Source organism: Microbacterium candidum (assembly GCF_030315975.1).
Taxonomy (GTDB): Bacteria; Actinomycetota; Actinomycetes; order Actinomycetales; family Microbacteriaceae; genus Microbacterium; species Microbacterium candidum.
Window position 1 is genome coordinate 1 of record NZ_JASXSZ010000009.1, and the last position, 19,241, is coordinate 19,241.

A 19,241-nucleotide genomic window follows, 5' to 3' on the forward strand; every position below is an offset into this window, starting at 1 on the left:
GAGAAGTTGCCCCGAGAGAGGCGCCGGGAGGTGCTGATGCGGGTGCGTCCGATCCTTGAGAACTCAACAGCGTGCACTTGTCATATGCCAAATTATCCTCGTCGGGTCTTTGACCTGGTGAGAATTCCTTTGGATCAATTTTGAATGTCAGCAATGATGTTCGTTTTTTGGTCATGATTGAACTCGCTGCGGATTGACCGTTTTTCCCGGTTGTTCGTGGCAATCGTTTTTTACGGAGAGTTTGATCCTGGCTCAGGATGAACGCTGGCGGCGTGCTTAACACATGCAAGTCGAACGATGAACTCCAGCTTGCTGGGGGGATTAGTGGCGAACGGGTGAGTAACACGTGAGCAACCTGCCCTGGACTCTGGGATAAGCGCTGGAAACGGTGTCTAATACTGGATATGAGCTTTCACCGCATGGTGGGGGTTGGAAAGATTTTTCGGTTCAGGATGGGCTCGCGGCCTATCAGCTTGTTGGTGAGGTAATGGCTTACCAAGGCGTCGACGGGTAGCCGGCCTGAGAGGGTGACCGGCCACACTGGGACTGAGACACGGCCCAGACTCCTACGGGAGGCAGCAGTGGGGAATATTGCACAATGGGCGGAAGCCTGATGCAGCAACGCCGCGTGAGGGATGACGGCCTTCGGGTTGTAAACCTCTTTTAGCAGGGAAGAAGCGTGAGTGACGGTACCTGCAGAAAAAGCGCCGGCTAACTACGTGCCAGCAGCCGCGGTAATACGTAGGGCGCAAGCGTTATCCGGAATTATTGGGCGTAAAGAGCTCGTAGGCGGTTTGTCGCGTCTGCTGTGAAATCCCGAGGCTCAACCTCGGGTCTGCAGTGGGTACGGGCAGACTAGAGTGCGGTAGGGGAGATTGGAATTCCTGGTGTAGCGGTGGAATGCGCAGATATCAGGAGGAACACCGATGGCGAAGGCAGATCTCTGGGCCGTAACTGACGCTGAGGAGCGAAAGGGTGGGGAGCAAACAGGCTTAGATACCCTGGTAGTCCACCCCGTAAACGTTGGGAACTAGTTGTGGGGTCCTTTCCACGGATTCCGTGACGCAGCTAACGCATTAAGTTCCCCGCCTGGGGAGTACGGCCGCAAGGCTAAAACTCAAAGGAATTGACGGGGACCCGCACAAGCGGCGGAGCATGCGGATTAATTCGATGCAACGCGAAGAACCTTACCAAGGCTTGACATATACCGGAAACGGCCAGAGATGGTCGCCCCGCAAGGTCGGTATACAGGTGGTGCATGGTTGTCGTCAGCTCGTGTCGTGAGATGTTGGGTTAAGTCCCGCAACGAGCGCAACCCTCGTTCTATGTTGCCAGCACGTAATGGTGGGAACTCATGGGATACTGCCGGGGTCAACTCGGAGGAAGGTGGGGATGACGTCAAATCATCATGCCCCTTATGTCTTGGGCTTCACGCATGCTACAATGGCCGGTACAAAGGGCTGCGATACCGTAAGGTGGAGCGAATCCCAAAAAGCCGGTCCCAGTTCGGATTGAGGTCTGCAACTCGACCTCATGAAGTCGGAGTCGCTAGTAATCGCAGATCAGCAACGCTGCGGTGAATACGTTCCCGGGTCTTGTACACACCGCCCGTCAAGTCATGAAAGTCGGTAACACCTGAAGCCGGTGGCCCAACCCTTGTGGAGGGAGCCGTCGAAGGTGGGATCGGTAATTAGGACTAAGTCGTAACAAGGTAGCCGTACCGGAAGGTGCGGCTGGATCACCTCCTTTCTAAGGAGCACTGCGGTTCTTCGGGACCGACAGAGCCGGATTCGGGACGAATGTTCCCGACCGGAGCTCATGGGTGGAACATATTGACAAGGCGCTCATCGTGTCTTCTGGATCTCAGTACGCTGCTTCGGCGGTGGGAACGGGTTCGGGGGATGGGGTGGGCGCGTGCACGTTGTTGGGTCCTGAGGGACCGGGCACCGGGTCGTCTCCTTGTGGGGCGGGTTCGGTTTCGGTACTTCTACAGGCCTCGTTGGCTGGTGGCTGTTGCTGCCGGGTGGTGGGGTGCTGTTCGTACTTTGAGAACTACACAGTGGACGCGAGCATCTTAAAGATGGCGACCTTTCGGGGTTGTCATCCATAAATTGATCGATAGATCAGCTCATGTGATTTCAAGTCTTTAAGAGCAAACGGTGGATGCCTTGGCATCTGGAGCCGAAGAAGGACGTAGCAATCTGCGATAAGCCTCGGGGAGTTGATAAGCGAGCTTTGATCCGAGGATGTCCGAATGGGGAAACCCCGCCAGGCGTTTGTGCGACCTGGTGACTCCCGCCTGAATATATAGGGCGGGTAGAGGGAACGCGGGGAAGTGAAACATCTCAGTACCCGCAGGAAGAGAAAACAACCGTGATTCCGTGAGTAGTGGCGAGCGAAACCGGAAGAGGCTAAACCTATTGTGTGTGATATCCGGCAGGAGTTGCATGGTGGGGGTTGTGGGACGTTTCTGATCATTCTGCCGAGTGGTCGACGTGACGCGAGCGTATAGGCGAACGGTCTTGAAAGGCCGGCCATAGTGGGTGCCAGCCCCGTAGCCGAAATGCGTGACCGGCGTGAGATGTATCCCAAGTAGCACGGGGCCCGAGAAATCCCGTGTGAATCTGTCAGGACCACCTGATAAGCCTAAATACTCCCAGATGACCGATAGCGGACAAGTACCGTGAGGGAAAGGTGAAAAGTACCCCGGGAGGGGAGTGAAATAGTACCTGAAACCGTTTGCTTACAAACCGTTGGAGCACCCCTGGTAGGTGTGACAGCGTGCCTTTTGAAGAATGAGCCTGCGAGTTAGCGATACGTGGCGAGGTTAACCCGTGTGGGGTAGCCGTAGCGAAAGCGAGTCTGAATAGGGCGATTCAGTCGCGTGTCCTAGACCCGAAGCGAAGTGATCTATCCATGGCCAGGCTGAAGCGACGGTAAGACGTCGTGGAGGGCCGAACCCACTTAGGTTGAAAACTGAGGGGATGAGCTGTGGATAGGGGTGAAAGGCCAATCAAACTTCGTGATAGCTGGTTCTCTCCGAAATGCATTTAGGTGCAGCGTTGCGTGTTTCTTGCCGGAGGTAGAGCTACTGGATGGCCGATGGGCCCCACCAGGTTACTGACGTCAGCCAAACTCCGAATGCCGGTAAGTGAGAGCGCAGCAGTGAGACTGTGGGGGATAAGCTTCATAGTCGAGAGGGAAACAACCCAGACCACCAACTAAGGTCCCTAAGCGCGTGCTAAGTGGGAAAGGATGTGGAGTTGCTCTGACAACCAGGAGGTTGGCTTAGAAGCAGCCACCCTTGAAAGAGTGCGTAATAGCTCACTGGTCAAGTGATTCCGCGCCGACAATGTAACGGGGCTCAAGCACGCCACCGAAGTTGTGGCATTGACATTAGTGGTAGGCCTTCGTGGTCCAGCCGTGTTGATGGGTAGGAGAGCGTCGTGTGCCGGGTGAAGCGGCGGGGTGACCCAGCCGTGGACGGCACACGAGTGAGAATGCAGGCATGAGTAGCGAAAGACGTGTGAGAAACACGTCCTCCGAAAGACCAAGGGTTCCAGGGTCAAGCTAATCTGCCCTGGGTAAGTCGGGACCTAAGGCGAGGCCGACAGGCGTAGTCGATGGACAACGGGTTGATATTCCCGTACCGGCGAAGAACCGCCCAAACCAATCCAGTGGTGCTAAGTGTCTGAATCCCTTTGACGGATCCCTTCGGGGTGAAGCGTTGGGCCTAGCACACGACCCCATGCTGAGGCGGTTAGCGTATTAACAGGTGTGACGCAGGAAGGTAGCCCAAGCCAGGCGATGGTTGTCCTGGTGCAAGTGCGTAGGCCGACTCCTAGGCAAATCCGGGAGTCATACAGGCTGAGACACGATGCGGATGAAAAGTGGGTGATCCTATGCTGCCAAGAAAAGCATCGACGCGAGGTTCCAGCCGCCCGTACCCCAAACCGACTCAGGTGGTCAGGTAGAGAATACCAAGGAGATCGAGAGAATCGTGGTTAAGGAACTCGGCAAAATGCCCCCGTAACTTCGGGAGAAGGGGGGCCTTCGACGTATTAGGACTTGCTCCGAAAGCGTTTGGAGGCCGCAGAGACTAGTGGGTAGCGACTGTTTACTAAAAACACAGGTCCGTGCCAAGTCGCAAGACGATGTATACGGACTGACGCCTGCCCGGTGCTGGAAGGTTAAGAGGAGCGGTCAGCCGCAAGGCGAAGCTGCGAATTTAAGCCCCAGTAAACGGCGGTGGTAACTATAACCATCCTAAGGTAGCGAAATTCCTTGTCGGGTAAGTTCCGACCTGCACGAATGGCGTAACGACTTCCCAACTGTCTCAACCGCGAACTCGGCGAAATTGCATTACGAGTAAAGATGCTCGTTACGCGCAGCAGGACGGAAAGACCCCGTGACCTTTACTACAGCTTGGTATTGGTGTTCGGTGTGGCTTGTGTAGGATAGGTGGGAGACTGTGAAGCGTGGACGCCAGTTCACGTGGAGTCATTGTTGAAATACCACTCTGGTCACTCTGGATATCTAACTTCGAACCGTAATCCGGTTCAGGGACAGTGCCTGGTGGGTAGTTTAACTGGGGCGGTTGCCTCCCAAAAAGTAACGGAGGCGCCCAAAGGTTCCCTCAACCTGGTTGGCAATCAGGTGGCGAGTGTAAGTGCACAAGGGAGCTTGACTGTGAGACTGACAGGTCGAGCAGGGACGAAAGTCGGGACTAGTGATCCGGCAGTGGCTTGTGGAAGCGCTGTCGCTCAACGGATAAAAGGTACCTCGGGGATAACAGGCTGATCTTGCCCAAGAGTCCATATCGACGGCATGGTTTGGCACCTCGATGTCGGCTCGTCGCATCCTGGGGCTGGAGTAGGTCCCAAGGGTTGGGCTGTTCGCCCATTAAAGCGGTACGCGAGCTGGGTTTAGAACGTCGTGAGACAGTTCGGTCCCTATCCGCTGCGCGCGTAGGAAGTTTGAGAGGATCTGACCCTAGTACGAGAGGACCGGGTTGGACGAACCTCTGGTGTGCCAGTTGTACTGCCAAGTGCACCGCTGGTTAGCTACGTTCGGGATGGATAACCGCTGAAAGCATCTAAGCGGGAAGCCGGCCTCAAGATGAGACTTCCATACCCCTTGCGGGTGAGAGGCTCCCAGCCAGACTACTGGGTTGATAGGCCAGATGTGGAAGCACGGTAACGTGTGCAGCTGACTGGTACTAATAAGCCGATGACTTGATAACACCCCTTTTTGAGCTTTGCTCGCGTCCACTGAGTGGTTCTCGATGTACGAACACCGAGAACACAACAAAACACGAACTTTCACGTTGTGAACTTGTTTGAAACATCAATAGTGTTTCGGCGGCCATAGCGAGAGGGAAACGCCCGGTCCCATTCCGAACCCGGAAGCTAAGCCTCTCAGCGCCGATGGTACTGCAGGGGCGACCCTGTGGGAGAGTAGGACACCGCCGGACTTCTTCAACGAAAGAGGCCACCCAACGCTGGGTGGCCTCTTCGTCGTTAACGCGATTTCCTCCACACCGCGTGTTCGCCGCCGGCGCCTCCACAGTGCGGCGTGCGCCGCCGAGCGGGCGGGTGCCCCTCGGTACGATGGGGGAATGCCGGAAGAGCAGGACGACCTCGAGCTGATCAGCCGGCTGCGTGTCATCGAATCGCAGCCACTCGCCGAGCGGGCCTCCGCATACGCGGCGCTCCACGAAGAGTTGGCGCACACGCTCGAGTCCGGTCCCGTGGACCCGCACGCCGCATGACCGAGCGACTCGATGCCGCCCTCGCCGCCCGTGGTCTCGCACGTTCCCGCACCCACGCGGCGACGTTGATCGCGGACGGCCTCGTGACCGTGGACGGTCGTCCCGTGGTCAAGTCGTCGCATCGTGTGGCTGACGAGGCCGTCATCGAGGTGGCGGCATCCGATCACTATGTGAGCAGGGCGGCGCACAAGCTCATCGCCGCGCTCGACGCGTTCGGCGTGAGCGTCGCGGGCCGCGTCGCGCTCGACATGGGTGCGTCCACCGGCGGATTCACCCAGGTGCTGCGCGAGCGCGGTGCCGATCCCGTGATCGCCGTGGACGTGGGGCACGGGCAGCTCGCCGCATCCATCGCCCTCGATAAGGGCGTCAGGAGCATCGAGGGGTTCAACGTCCGAGACATGACGCGCGCGTCGCTGGCCGCAGCGAGCGGGGTCGCAGAGCCGCCGAGCCTCGTGACCGGTGACCTCTCCTTCATCTCGCTCGGCCACGTCCTTCCCTCCGCCCGCGCGACTGCGACGGACGACGCGGACTTCGTGCTGCTCGTGAAGCCCCAGTTCGAGGCCGGCCGGACGGCGGTGAAGGGCGGCCTGGTCACGGATGCCGCCACCCGGTCGGACGCCGTCATGGGCGTCCTGTGGTCGGCATGGGACATCGGTCTCGGGACACGCGGCGTCGTCGCGTCGCCCATCGCCGGGACGCACGGCAACCGTGAGTACGTCGCCTACCTCAAGGCCGGCCCGGGCGGCAATCCGACAGAATGGTCGGGCATCGTGAACGAGCTGACGGGAGCGTGATGGAGCCGGAGTCCAGGAGCATCCTCGTCGTCACGCACGCGCTGCGCGACGACACGCGCGAGGCGGCCGAACGCGTGATCGATGCGCTCGAGTCCGCCGGTGCACGGCCGGTCGTCGCCGCGGAGGACAGAGAGCTGCTCGCGGAGGCGCGTCCCGAGCTGTCGCGCCTCGCCGCGATCGGCATCGACGTCGCGGTCGACGAGATCGAGCTCGCGATCGTCCTCGGCGGCGACGGCACGATCCTGCGCGCGGCCGAACTCGTCCGCGGCGGCACGGCGCCGGTGCTCGGCGTCAACATGGGCCACGTCGGCTTCCTCGCCGAGATCGAGCGCGACGACCTCGACGACGCCGTTCGTCGCGTGATCGCTCGCGACTACCGCGTCGAGGAGCGCCTCGCTCTGTCCGTCCGCGTGAAGGACGTCTCGGGCGAGGTCATCTACGAGACGTGGGCGCTCAACGAAGCCACCGTCGAGAAGGCGAGCCGCGAACGCATGCTCGAGGTCGTCATGGAGATCGACGGCCTTCCGTTGTCGAGCTTCGGCTGCGACGGCGTCGTCGTCTCCACGCCGACCGGCTCGACGGCCTACAACTTCTCGGCGGGCGGGCCCATCATCTGGCCGACCGTGGAGGCGATCGCGATCGTGCCGCTCTCGGCGCACGCGCTGTTCGCCGAACCGCTCGTGGTCGGGCCCGAGGCGTCTGTGGCCATCGAGGTGCTCGAACGCACGAACGGCGTCGGCATCCTGTGGTGCGACGGTCGGCGCTCCCACGATCTGCCACCCGGCGCGCGTGTCGTCGTGCGTCGTTCCGAGCGGCCCGTGCGTCTGGCGCGGCTGCACCCGGTCGCGTTCACCGATCGCCTCGTGCGCAAGTTCCGACTCCCGGTGGACGGATGGCGCGGGCCGGCGACGGCCGCGCACACCGTCATCCGCAGCGCGGCCGAAGGAGAGCGCTCGTGATCGAGGAGATGCGTCTGCGCGACCTCGGCGTCATCGCCGAGGCGACCCTGCCGATGGGGCCGGGGTTCACGGCGATCACCGGTGAGACGGGCGCCGGCAAGACGATGGTCGTGACGGGTCTGGGACTGCTCCTGGGCCAGCGCGCGGACTCGGGAGCGGTGCGCTCCGGAGCGGCACAGGCTTCCGTCGACGGCGTGTGGATCGTTCCCGACGAGGGCGCGGTCGTCGACCGGGTGCGGGAGGCGGGCGGCGACGTCGAGCCGATCGGAGACGGCCGTGCCGAGCTGTATGTCGGACGCACGATCTCGAGCGAAGGACGCAGTCGCGCCTCGGTCGGTGGACGTTCCGCGCCCGCCGGAGTGCTCGGGGATCTCGCCGACGAGCTCGTCGTGGTCCACGGGCAGTCCGACCAGCTGCGCCTGAAGTCCGCGGCGGCCCAGCGGGACGCGCTCGATCGCTTCGGCGGCGACGCGGTCCAGGCCGCGCTCGAGGCGTATCGCGGCGACTACGAGACGTTCCGCGCGGTCGATCGAGAACTGACGACGCTCGTGGAGGATCGGGACGCCCGCACCCGCGAGGCCGCGGATCTGCGTGCGGCGCTCGCCGACATCGAACAGGTCGACCCGCAGCCGGGGGAGGACACCGAGCTCACGGTGCGCGCGGAGCGGCTCGCGAATGCGGAGGAGCTCCGCCTGGCGGCAGCCACCGCGCACGAGGCGCTGTCGGGCGAGGAGGGGGAGACCCCGGATGTCGCCGCACTCCTGCAGGAGGCGCGTCGGGCCCTCGACCGTGCCGATGACCCCGCGCTCCAGGATCTGTCCGAGCAGATCGCCGATCTCGCTTATCGGGCGGCGGATGTCGCAGCGACGCTGTCGCGCTACCTCGCCGACCTCGACGAGTCCGGTCCGCACGAGCTCGCCGCCGTCGAAGAGCGGCGAGCCGCCCTGGCGACTCTCGTCCGCGCGCACGGGTCGCTGGATGCGGCGATCGCGCTGCTCGCGTCCGGCAGCGCCCGACTGGCCGAGCTCGATGACGACGGGGACCGCATCGAGCGGCTGACCGCGCAGCGCGATGCCGCAGCGTCCCGACTCGACGACACCGCCGCGCGGCTGACCGCCGCCCGCACCGACGCCGCCGTGCGACTCGGCGCCGCGGTCACGAACGAACTCACGGCCCTCGCGATGCCGGACGCTCGCGTCGTCGTCAGCGTCGAACCGGGCACGCCGTCGGCGAGCGGCCGGGACGACGTCTCCATCCTGCTCTCGCCCCATCCCGGCGCGGACCCGCGTCCCGTCTCACGCGGGGCTTCAGGGGGCGAGCTCAGCCGCGTGATGCTCGCGATCGAGGTGGTCATCGCCGCGGTGGATCCCGTGCCGACGTTCGTCTTCGACGAGGTCGATGCCGGCATCGGCGGAGCGGCCGCGATCGAGGTCGGCCGGCGCCTCGCGCGCCTCGCGCAGACGTCGCAGGTCATCGCCGTCACGCACCTCGCGCAGGTGGCGGCGTTCGCCGACAACCATCTGTCCGTCGTCAAGGCCAACGACGGCTCGGTCACCGCATCCAGCGTCCGGCGCCTGGCCGGAACCGATCGCGACGCGGAGATGGCGCGACTGCTCTCCGGGCTCGCCGACTCCGAGACCGCCCTGCAACACGCTCGCGAGCTCATCGAGCTCGCATCCGGATCCGACTGATAGGATGAAAGCCCGTGATGGAAACTTCTGACGCGGCGAATTCGAACGGCACCACCAAGCACATCTTCGTGACAGGCGGTGTCGTTTCCTCATTGGGGAAGGGCCTGACGGCGGCGAGCCTCGGCAACCTTCTCACTGCCCGGGGACTGCGCGTCGTGATGCAGAAGCTGGACCCGTACCTCAACGTCGATCCCGGAACGATGAACCCGTTCCAGCACGGCGAGGTGTTCGTCACCGACGACGGTGCGGAGACCGACCTCGACATCGGCCATTACGAGCGCTTCCTCGACATCGAGCTGAGCCAGGCGGCCAACGTGACGACCGGCCAGATCTACTCGCAGGTCATCGCACGCGAGCGGCGCGGCGAGTACCTCGGCGACACGGTGCAGGTGATCCCGCACATCACCGACGAGATCAAGCGCCGCATGCGCCTGCAGGCGGATGAGACGCCGAAGCCCGACGTCATCATCACCGAGATCGGCGGCACCGTCGGCGACATCGAGTCGCAGCCGTTCATCGAGTCGGCGCGGCAGATCCGCCACGAGCTCGGCCGCTCCAACGTCTTCTTCGTGCACGTGTCGCTCGTGCCGTTCATGGGGGCGTCGGGGGAGCAGAAGACCAAGCCCACGCAGCACTCGGTGGCCGCGCTGCGCTCGATCGGCATCCAGCCCGACGCGCTCGTGCTGCGCAGCGATCGCCCCGTGACCGAGGCCAACAAGCGCAAGATCGCGCTCATGTGCGACGTCGACGAGCGCGCCGTCGTCAACGCCGTCGACGTGCCAAGCATCTACGACATCCCGACGATGCTCAACGAGCAGGGCCTCGACGACTACATCGTCCGGACGCTCGGCATCGACAAGGCCGCGGACGTGGACTGGACGCGCTGGGGCCGGGTGCTCCAGGCCGTGCACAACCCCAAGCATGAGGTCACGATCGGCCTCGTCGGCAAGTACATCGACCTGCCGGACGCCTACCTCAGCGTCACCGAGGCCGTGAAGGCCGGCGGATTCGCGCACGAGGCGCACGTCAGCATCCGGTGGATCCCGTCCGACGAGTGCGAAACGCCGGAAGGCGCCGCCAAGGCGCTCGGTGAGCTCGACGGCATCGTGATCCCGGGCGGATTCGGCATCCGCGGCATCGAGGGCAAGCTCGGCGCGCTGAAGTTCGCGCGCGAGCAGGGCATCCCGACCCTCGGCCTGTGCCTCGGTCTGCAGTGCATGGTCATCGAGTACGCGCGCGACGTGGCCGGCCTCGACGGTGCGTCCTCGAGCGAGTTCGACCCCGACACCACGTTCCCGGTCATCGCCACGATGGCCGAGCAGGTCGACATCCTCGATCACGGCGACATGGGCGGCACGATGCGGCTCGGCCTGTACCCGGCGCAGCTGCGCGACGGCTCGCTCGCCGAGGAGCTCTACGGCGCATCGCTCGTCCAGGAGCGCCACCGCCACCGCTACGAGGTCAACAACGCCTACCGCGACCGCCTGTCGGAGTCGGGGCTCGTCTTCTCGGGCCTGTCGCCGGACCGCAACCTCGTCGAGTACGTCGAGCTGCCGCGCGACGTGCACCCGTTCTACATCGCGACACAGGCGCACCCCGAGCTGCGCTCGCGTCCGACGTCGCCGCACCCGCTGTTCCGCGGCCTCGTGGGCGCTGCGATCGAGCGGCACCGCGCGAGCGAGCTCTTCGACGACGACGACGCCGAATGATGGATGACGCGGCCGCGACGCTGAGCGATGAGCCGGCCGATGCGGTCGTCACCGACAGCGAGCTCGTGTACACGGGCCGCGTCTGGGACGTCCGCAGCGATACGGTGCTGTACCGCGACGAGGAGATCGTCCGGCAGTACGTCGATCACCCCGGCGCGGCCGCCGTCGTCGCTCTCGACGATCGGGGCCGGGTGCTGCTCATCCAGCAGTACCGGCACCCGATCCGGATGCGCGATTGGGAGATCCCTGCGGGCCTGCTCGACGTCCCGGGGGAGGACCCCGTCGAGGCCGCGCGGCGCGAGCTCGCCGAAGAGGCGGACCTCGACGCCGCGTCGATCGACCCCTTGGTGAGCGTCTTCACAACGCCCGGTGGAAACGACGAGATCGTGCACGTGTTCCTCGCACGCGGTCTGTCTCCGCGGACGACCGCGCACGAGCGCGAGGCCGAGGAGGCCGACATCCGCCTGGAGTGGGTGGCGCTCGAGGATGCGGTGGCCGCGGTGATGGCGGGGCGGATGCGCAACGGCATTCTTGCCACCGGTGTCCTCGCCGCGGCCGAACGGCTCCGATCCTCGCGGGACTGACAGACTCGAGGCATGGAGCCCGCTCGCGCCGTCGACGCCTACCTGCGGCATGTCGCGATCGAGCGCGGGCTGTCCGACCACACGGTCGCCGCGTACCGGCGCGATCTCGCAGGCTACGCGCAGTGGCTGATCGACCACGGCGTCACCGACACCCACGACGTGTCGCCGGCGCTCGTGGCGCAGTTCGCCGCGGAGCGCGCGTCCGCCGAGCCGCGACCCGCGGCATCCAGTCTCGCCCGCCTGCAGTCCTCGGTGCGCGGGCTGCACCGCTTTCTCGCCCGGGAGGGGATCGCGGACGCCGATCCCACGGGCCGTCTCGTGCCGCCGAAGCTGCCGCGCCGGCTGCCGAAGGCGCTCACGATCGACCAGGTCGAGCAGCTGCTCGACGCATCCGGTCCGGCCCCGGGCACGGATCTCCCCGCGGAGCCTGCCGAGCTGCGCGACCGCGCGCTCCTCGAGCTCCTGTACGCGACCGGCGCGCGCGTGTCGGAGGCGGTGCGACTGGATGTCGACGACCTCGCGCATGGGGACGTCCTGCGCCTGTTCGGCAAGGGGGCGAAGGAGAGGATCGTGCCGGTGGGCTCGTACGCCCGCGCCGCCGTCGATGCGTATCTGACGCGCGCGCGGCCGGAGTTCGCCCGGCGGGGATCCGCGACGCCGCGGCTGTTCCTCGGCGCCCGCGGAGCGCCGCTCTCCCGGCAGAGCGCCTGGCTCGTCATCCAGCACGCGGCCGAGCGCGCCCAGCTGACCGCGCACGTATCGCCGCACACGCTGCGGCACTCCTTCGCGACGCACCTCCTGCAGGGCGGAGCGGACGTGCGGGTCGTGCAGGAGCTGCTGGGGCATGCATCCGTCGCCACGACCCAGATCTACACGCACGTGAGCGTGGACGCCCTCCGTGACGTCTACGCGACGTCGCATCCGCGTGCACGATGACCTGATGGCATACGGTCTGAAGTCAGACCATTGACACGGGTCGAGCGCAGGGAGCAGAATCAGCCAACTGCCCCTTCGACCCGAAAGCCAGGCATTGACCCATGAGTGATACGACAAAGGCGCCGGACTCAGAACTCGACGACGACGCAGCGGAGCTGGCGAAGCTCGGCTACAAGCAGGAACTGCACCGAGGGATGTCGGGGTTCTCCAACTTCGCCGTCTCGTTCTCGATCATCTCCATCCTCGCGGGGTGCATCACCTCGTATGCGATCGCCCTGAACTCCGGCGGTCCCTCGGCGATCAACATCGGCTGGCCGCTCGTGGGCGTCTTCGTCCTCATGGTCGCGCTCGCCATGGCCGAGGTCTGCTCGAAGTACCCGACGGCGGGCGGCCTGTACTTCTGGGCCGGGCGCCTCGCCAAGAACAAGAAGCGCCAGTGGGCGTGGACGGTCGGCTGGTTCAACTTCCTCGGCGAGGTCGCCGTCACGGCCGCCATCGACTTCGGCGCCGCGACCACGATGATGGCGTTCGCGAACCTCGTGTGGGGCGTCGACGTCACGCCGTTCAACACCTTCGGCCTGTTCATCGTCCTGATCGTCATCCACGGCCTGCTGAACACCTTCGGCGTCAACCTCGTCGCCATCCTCTCGAACGTGTCGGCGTGGTGGCACATCGTGGGCGTCCTCGTCATCGTCGCCGCCCTGTGGATCATGCCGACGCACCACCAGTCCGTCGCCTGGACGTTCACCGGGTTCTACAACGGCACCGGCTGGTCCTTCGCGCCGTACGTCTTCCTCATGGGTCTGCTCATGGCCCAGTACACGTACACCGGGTACGACGCATCTGCGCACGTCGCTGAGGAGACCAAGGGTGCGGCGACCGCGGCGCCGAAGGGCATCGTGATGAGCGTCCTCATCTCGATCATCGGCGGATGGATCCTGCTCTACTCGATCACCGCGGCGATCCAGGACTCGACCGACAAGGGCATCGGAAAGCTGCTGACGTCGGCGACCGGGCTTCCGCCGGCGCAGATCTTCCTCGATTCGCTCAACAACCCGACGATGGCGAAGTTCCTGCTGTTCATCGTGTGCGGTGCGCAGTTCTTCTGCGGGATGGCGTCCGTCACCGCCAACTCGCGCATGAGCTACGCGTTCTCGCGCGACAACGCGATCCCCGGCTCGCGCTTGTGGGCGAAGGTCAACCCGCGCACCGGCACGCCGACGAACTCCATCTGGCTGTGCGTCACGCTGTCGGTCATCCTCACGATCCCGGCGATGTGGAACTTCACCGCGTATCTCGCCGTCACCTCGATCGCGGTCATCGGTCTGTACATCGCGTACGTGACGCCGGTGCTCCTGCGGCGCCTCGACAAGGGGTTCGTCCCGGGGCCCTGGAACCTCGGCCGGTGGAGCGGCATCGTCGGCTGGATCGCCGTCGTGTGGGTCGCGTTCATCATCATCCTGTTCGTGCTGCCGCCGAGCTTCCCGATCACGGCGGACACCTTCAACTACGCGCCGATCGCGGTCGTGGTGGTGGCGCTCCTCGCGACCGTCCTATGGTTCGCGAGCGGCAAGAAGCACTTCATGACGCGTGAGGAGGCGGAGCACCTCACGATCTCCGCGGACAAGCTGCTCGAGGAGTAGGGCGAGCGCACGATGTCGACGATGGATTCCCCGCTGGTGGATGCCGTTCTCCACCCGGTCCGCGGGCACATGGCCTTCGAGTCCTGCGTGGAGCAGCTCGGATCGGCCATCCAGCTCGGGATCTTCCGGGCGGGGGACAAGCTTCCCGGCGAACGGGAGCTCGCGGAGCGTCTCAACGTCTCGCGGGCGACTCTCCGGGAGTCCATCAGCGCCCTCCGCGCCGCCGGGTTCGTCTCAACGACCCGGGGGCGCGGAGGGGGCACCGTCGTCCTCCCGCTCGTGCACGCATGGCCGGAGGATCAATCGGCGCCCGCCGACCGGCAGGCCGAGATCGACGACATCACCGTGTTCCGCGCCGTGATCGAGCCCGGGGCGGCCTACCTCGCCGCCCAGGCCCCGCTCACGGACGACCAGCGGGCGCTCCTGCAGGAGTGCCTGGACGACTTCGGGGATGCCGCGTCCCCGTCCGACTACCGGCAGGCGGACGCCCGTCTGCACCTCGCGATCGCCACGGTGTGCGGCTCGGACGAACTGTCCCAGGCCTGCAACACCGTGCAGATCAAGATCCACCAGTTCCTCGCCGAGATCCCGTTCCTGCAGAAGAACATCGAGGGGTCCGACGACCAGCACCGCACGATCGTCGAGGCGATCCTGGCGGGCGATGCCGCCCGCGCCCGGGACGTCATGCACGCGCACTGCGATGCGACCGCTGCCCTCCTGAAGGGGCTACTGACATGAGTGAGAGCGATAACCCGATGACCACCACCCTCGCGGTGACCAAGCCGCGCAACGACCGCTTCCTCACCGTCGAGGATCTGCGCGAGCGGATCCTGGCGGACGAGATCGACACCGTCGTGCTCGGCTTCACCGACATGCAGGGTCGCCTGCAGGGAAAACTCCTGCACGGCCGGTTCTTCCTCGACTCCGTGCTCGCGCACGGGACCGAGGGCTGCAACTACCTGCTCGCCGTCGACGTCGAGATGAACACGATCGACGGGTACGACATCACGTCGTGGGAGAAGGGCTACGGGGACATGCTCTTCGAGCTGGACCTGTCGACGATCCGCCTCCTCCCGCACCGTCCCGGGACGGTCCTCATCCAGTGCGACCTGGCGCTCACCGACGGAACACCCGTCCGGGTGTCGCCGCGCGAGATGTTGAAGGTGCAGGCGGACCGTGCCGCATCCCTCGGCTTCACCGCTCTCGCCGGCACCGAACTCGAGTTCGTCGTCTTCGAGACGCCGTACGAGCAGGCATGGGCGAACGGATACCGCGACCTCGTGCCCGCCAATCAGTACAACGTCGACTATTCGCTGCTCGGCTCCGCGCGGGTCGAGCCGCTGCTGCGCGACATCCGGAACATGATGTACGGCGCGGGGATGCAGGTCGAGTCGGCGAAGGGCGAGTGCAACCTCGGCCAGCACGAGATCGCGTTCAAGTACGCCGACGTGCTCGCCACCGCAGACAACCACTCGGTGTACAAGACCTCGGCGAAGGAGATCGCCCACCAGCACGGGCAGTCGATCACCTTCATGGCGAAGCCGAACGAGCGCGAGGGCAACTCGTGCCACGTCCACATGTCGCTGCGCGGCCTCGGCGGTGAGCTCGTGTTCTGGGAGGACGGGCGGCGCACGCCGCTCTACGACAGCTTCATCGCCGGCGTCCTCGCCACGATGCGTGAGTTCACGCTCTTCTACGCGCCGAACATCAACTCGTACAAGCGGTTCGTGAAGGGCTCGTTCGCGCCCACCTCGGTGGCGTGGGGCCTCGACAACCGCACGTGCGCGGTGCGGCTGGTCGGGCACGGGCCGAGCGCGCGGATGGAGAACCGGCTCCCCGGAGGCGACGTCAACCCGTATCTGACCCTCGCTGCGATGCTCGCAGGCGGCCTCTACGGCATCGAACGGGGGCTCGAACTCGAGCCCGAGACCCACGGCAACGCGTACGAGTCCGGCGCGCCGACGGTGCCCACGACGCTGCGCGATGCGCGCGACGCGCTCGCGGCATCCACCATCGCCGTCGACGCTTTCGGCGCCGACGTCGTGAAGCACTACCTGCGCTACGCCGACGTCGAGATCGAGGCGTTCGACGCCGCGATCACCGATTGGGAGCTCCGCCGCGGATTCGAGAGGCTGTGAGGATGCATTTTCCTTCGTCCCCGTTCGGCGCGGGCGGCACCACGACGGTGCACGACCCGGCCACCGCCCAGCCCCTCACGACGGTCGGCCTCGCCGACCTGGCCGAGACGGATGCCGCGATCGAGCGCGCGCACCGGGCGTTCCCCGCGTGGCGGGCCATCGCGCCGGCCGAGCGCGCACGACTGCTGCGGGCCTTCTCGGCGCAGATCGACGCGCACCTCGACGAGCTCGCGTGGCTCGAGGTCGCGAACGCCGGCCACACGATCGGCAATGCGCGGTGGGAGGCGGGCAACGTCCGTGACGTCCTGATGTACTACTCCGCCGCCCCCGAGCGTCACTTCGGGCGGCAGATCCCCGTGCCCGGGGGAGTGGACATCACGTTCCACGAGCCGCTCGGCGTCGTCGGGGTCATCGTGCCGTGGAACTTCCCGATGCCGATCGCGGGCTGGGGCTTCGCGCCCGCGCTCGCGGCGGGCAACACGGTCGTCCTGAAGCCGGCGGAGCTCACTCCGCTGACCGCCATGCGGATCGGCGAGCTGGCGCTCGAGGCCGGCATCCCGGAGGGGGTCTTCACCGTCATCCCGGGGCGCGGCCGCGTCGTCGGCGACCGGTTCGTCACCCATCCGCTCGTGCGCAAGGTGTGCTTCACCGGCTCGACCGATGTCGGGAAGGGCATCATGCGCGGGTGCGCCGACCAGGTCAAGCGCGTGACCCTCGAGCTCGGCGGCAAGAGCGCGAACATCGTCTTCGCCGATGCGGACCTCGAGAAGGCGGCGGCATCGGCCCCCGGCGGTGCGTTCGACAACGCCGGCCAGGACTGCTGCGCGCGCAGCCGCATCCTCGTCCAGGAGAGCGTGTACGACCGCTTCCTCGAGCTGCTGCAGCCCGCGGTCGAGGGCTTCCGGGTCGCCGCACCCGGCGAGGAGACGGCCGAGATGGGGCCGATGGTGTCGGCCGGACAGCGGGATGCCGTGGCATCCTTCCTCGACGATGCCGACATCGCCTTCGCGGGGTCGACGGTCACCGGCACGGGCGGCTACTGGCTCGCCCCGACCGTCGTGCTGCCGAGGTCCCTCCAGGACCCGGTGTGGACGCAGGAGATCTTCGGACCGGTCGTGGCGGTCATGCCGTTCCGCGACGAAGCGGATGCGATCGCCAAGGCGAACGACACCGAATACGGCCTGTCCGGCTCGATTTTCACGCGCGACGTCGGCCGTGCGCTCCGCGTCGCACGCGGCGTCGACAGCGGGAACCTGTCGGTCAATTCGCACTCCTCGGTGCGGTATTGGACTCCGTTCGGCGGATTCAAGCAGTCCGGGCTCGGCCGCGAGCTCGGACCGGATGCGCCGGACTCCTTCTCCGAGGTGAAGAACGTCTTCATCTCGAACGACTGACCCGGGCCGCGTCATGGATCAGGACAGGTGCGCGACCGACGACATATCCGTCATCGGTGCGCACATCTCCTGATTCGTGGCGATCCGGCCCATTCGCGACAACAACGGAAAGGCAATTCATGGGAAAGCTCGACGGCAAGGTCGGCGTCATCACGGGAGGATGCAGCGGCATCGGCCTCGCGACCGCCCGGAAGTTCGTGGCCGAGGGGGCGAAGGTCGTCATCGGCGACCTCGACGAGACGAACGGCCCGCGCATCGCGGAGGAGCTCGGCGGCGTCTTCGTCACGGTGAACGTGACGGATGCGGCGGATGTGGAGAACCTCTTCAAGACCGCGAAGGACGCGTACGGACGCATCGACATCGCGTTCAACAACGCCGGCATCTCGCCCGCATCCGACGACTCGATCCTGAAGACGGGCATCGACGCGTGGAACCTCGTGCAAGACGTCAACCTCACGAGCGTGTACCTGTGCTGCAAGGCGGTGCTGCCGTACATGCTCGAACAGGGGAGCGGCTCCATCATCAACACGGCGTCGTTCGTCGCGATCATGGGCGCCGCGACCTCGCAGATCTCCTACACGGCGTCCAAGGGCGGCGTGCTCGCGATGACCCGCGAGCTCGGCGTGCAGTTCGCGCGCAAGGGCATCCGCGTGAACTCGCTCTGCCCCGGGCCGGTGAACACCCCGCTCCTGCAGGAGCTGTTCGCGAAGGACCCGGAGCGCGCGGCGCGGCGCCTCGTGCACGTCCCGATGGGCCGGTTCGCCCAGCCGGAGGAGATCGCGAACGCGGTCGCCTTCCTCGGATCGGACGAGTCGAGCTTCATCACGGCGACGGACTTCCTCGTCGACGGCGGCCTGTCGAACGCCTACGTCACCCCGCTGGAGAGTGATTTCGAGTGACGCGTCCGCTGATCGGCGTCTCGATGTACCGCCAGCCCGCCTCGTGGGGCACCTGGCGGGACATCGACGCCGATCTGCTGCCCGCCGACTACGCGCGATCGATCGAATCGGCCGGGGGGCTCCCCGTGCTGCTGCCGGCTCAGGAGCCGGCCGCAGCACGGGAGGTCATCGCGCGCATCGACGGGCTCCTGATCGCCGGGGGCGCAGACATCAACCCCGCCCGGTACGGGCAGGATCCCGACGTGCACGTCGTGCGCTGGTACGACGACCGGGACGCGTGGGAGCTCGCCCTCCTGGATGCGGCGGATGCGGCCGGCATGCCGGTGCTCGGAATCTGCCGCGGCATGCAGATGATGGCCGTCGCCGCGGGCGGCACCCTCGTTCAGCACCTGCCCGACGTCGTCGGGCACGACCGGCACTCCGGCGGCAGCGGCTACGAGCACGTGCCCGTCGACATCGCCGCAGGCCATCGGATCTCGACGCTCCTCGGCGACCGCGTGGTGGCGCCGTGCCACCACCACCAGGCGGTGCAGCAGCATCCCGGATACCTCGCCACCGCCCGCGACGCCGACGGCGTGCTGCAGGCGATGGAACGCGAAGGCGATGTCTTCCGGGTCGCCGTGCAGTGGCACCCCGAGACCGGGGACGATCCCGGGCTGTTCGACGGGCTCGTCGCCGCCGCCCGCGCGTGGGCTGGCGGCGGCGGATCGACGCCTGGCTAGAA

Annotated in this window: 13 protein-coding genes and 3 rRNA genes; all 16 read left to right on the forward strand. The window is 65.6% G+C overall.

The annotated features are described in order from the left end of the window. Positions 1-229 precede the first annotated feature (229 nt). Positions 230-1,749, forward strand: a 16S ribosomal RNA gene (locus tag QSV35_RS19235). Between the two features lie 387 nt (positions 1,750-2,136). Further along, a 23S ribosomal RNA gene (locus tag QSV35_RS19240) occupies positions 2,137-5,242 on the forward strand. A 114-nt stretch (positions 5,243-5,356) separates the two neighbouring features. Beyond that, positions 5,357-5,473 (forward strand): 5S ribosomal RNA (rrf, locus tag QSV35_RS19245). The 16S, 23S and 5S rRNA genes sit together here, the layout of an rRNA operon. A gap of 144 nt (positions 5,474-5,617) precedes the next feature. Continuing rightward, entirely contained in the window at positions 5,618-5,770 is a 153-nt protein-coding gene (locus QSV35_RS19250; RefSeq protein ID WP_286290596.1) for a hypothetical protein, read from the forward strand. Next, entirely contained in the window at positions 5,767-6,564 is a 798-nt protein-coding gene (locus QSV35_RS19255) for a TlyA family RNA methyltransferase (RefSeq protein ID WP_286290597.1), read from the forward strand. The genes QSV35_RS19250 and QSV35_RS19255 overlap by 4 nt, the downstream gene beginning before the upstream one ends. Next, positions 6,564-7,523 (forward strand): NAD kinase, encoded by a 960-nt coding sequence (locus QSV35_RS19260; RefSeq protein WP_286290598.1) that lies wholly within the window; start codon positions 6,564-6,566, stop codon positions 7,521-7,523. The genes QSV35_RS19255 and QSV35_RS19260 overlap by 1 nt, the downstream gene beginning before the upstream one ends. Next, positions 7,520-9,214 (forward strand): DNA repair protein RecN, encoded by a 1,695-nt coding sequence (gene recN / locus QSV35_RS19265; protein ID WP_286290600.1) that lies wholly within the window; start codon positions 7,520-7,522, stop codon positions 9,212-9,214. Before QSV35_RS19260 ends, recN begins: the two co-directional genes overlap by 4 nt. A gap of 17 nt (positions 9,215-9,231) precedes the next feature. Continuing rightward, positions 9,232-10,923, forward strand: a complete 1,692-nt coding sequence (locus tag QSV35_RS19270) for a CTP synthase (protein ID WP_286290601.1) — start codon at positions 9,232-9,234, stop codon at positions 10,921-10,923. After that, positions 10,920-11,507: an NUDIX domain-containing protein gene (locus QSV35_RS19275; protein ID WP_286290603.1), complete on the forward strand. Its 588-nt coding sequence runs from the start codon at positions 10,920-10,922 to the stop codon at positions 11,505-11,507. The genes QSV35_RS19270 and QSV35_RS19275 overlap by 4 nt, the downstream gene beginning before the upstream one ends. Before the next feature lie 12 nt (positions 11,508-11,519). Further along, complete coding sequence (gene xerD, locus QSV35_RS19280; RefSeq protein ID WP_286290605.1) at positions 11,520-12,443, forward strand: site-specific tyrosine recombinase XerD; 924 nt, start codon at positions 11,520-11,522, stop codon at positions 12,441-12,443. 101 nt (positions 12,444-12,544) lie between these two features. Continuing rightward, positions 12,545-14,086 (forward strand): amino acid permease, encoded by a 1,542-nt coding sequence (locus tag QSV35_RS19285; protein ID WP_286290607.1) that lies wholly within the window; start codon positions 12,545-12,547, stop codon positions 14,084-14,086. Between the two features lie 21 nt (positions 14,087-14,107). After that, the gene (locus tag QSV35_RS19290) at positions 14,108-14,824 is read left to right on the forward strand and encodes a FadR/GntR family transcriptional regulator (RefSeq protein ID WP_286290610.1); all 717 of its coding nucleotides are present in this window, start codon (positions 14,108-14,110) and stop codon (positions 14,822-14,824) included. A 17-nt stretch (positions 14,825-14,841) separates the two neighbouring features. Beyond that, positions 14,842-16,224: a glutamine synthetase family protein gene (locus tag QSV35_RS19295; protein WP_286290692.1), complete on the forward strand. Its 1,383-nt coding sequence runs from the start codon at positions 14,842-14,844 to the stop codon at positions 16,222-16,224. Positions 16,225-16,226: 2 nt separating this feature from the next. Then, on the forward strand, positions 16,227-17,618 hold the full coding sequence (locus tag QSV35_RS19300) for an aldehyde dehydrogenase family protein (protein ID WP_286290611.1): 1,392 nt from the start codon (positions 16,227-16,229) through the stop codon (positions 17,616-17,618). A gap of 119 nt (positions 17,619-17,737) precedes the next feature. Then, positions 17,738-18,517 carry a 3-oxoacyl-ACP reductase gene (locus tag QSV35_RS19305; RefSeq protein WP_286290612.1) on the forward strand — a complete coding sequence of 260 codons (780 nt, stop codon included), beginning with the start codon at positions 17,738-17,740 and terminating at the stop codon, positions 18,515-18,517. Then, complete coding sequence (locus tag QSV35_RS19310) at positions 18,514-19,239, forward strand: gamma-glutamyl-gamma-aminobutyrate hydrolase family protein (protein WP_286290613.1); 726 nt, start codon at positions 18,514-18,516, stop codon at positions 19,237-19,239. The genes QSV35_RS19305 and QSV35_RS19310 overlap by 4 nt, the downstream gene beginning before the upstream one ends. Positions 19,240-19,241 lie beyond the last annotated feature (2 nt).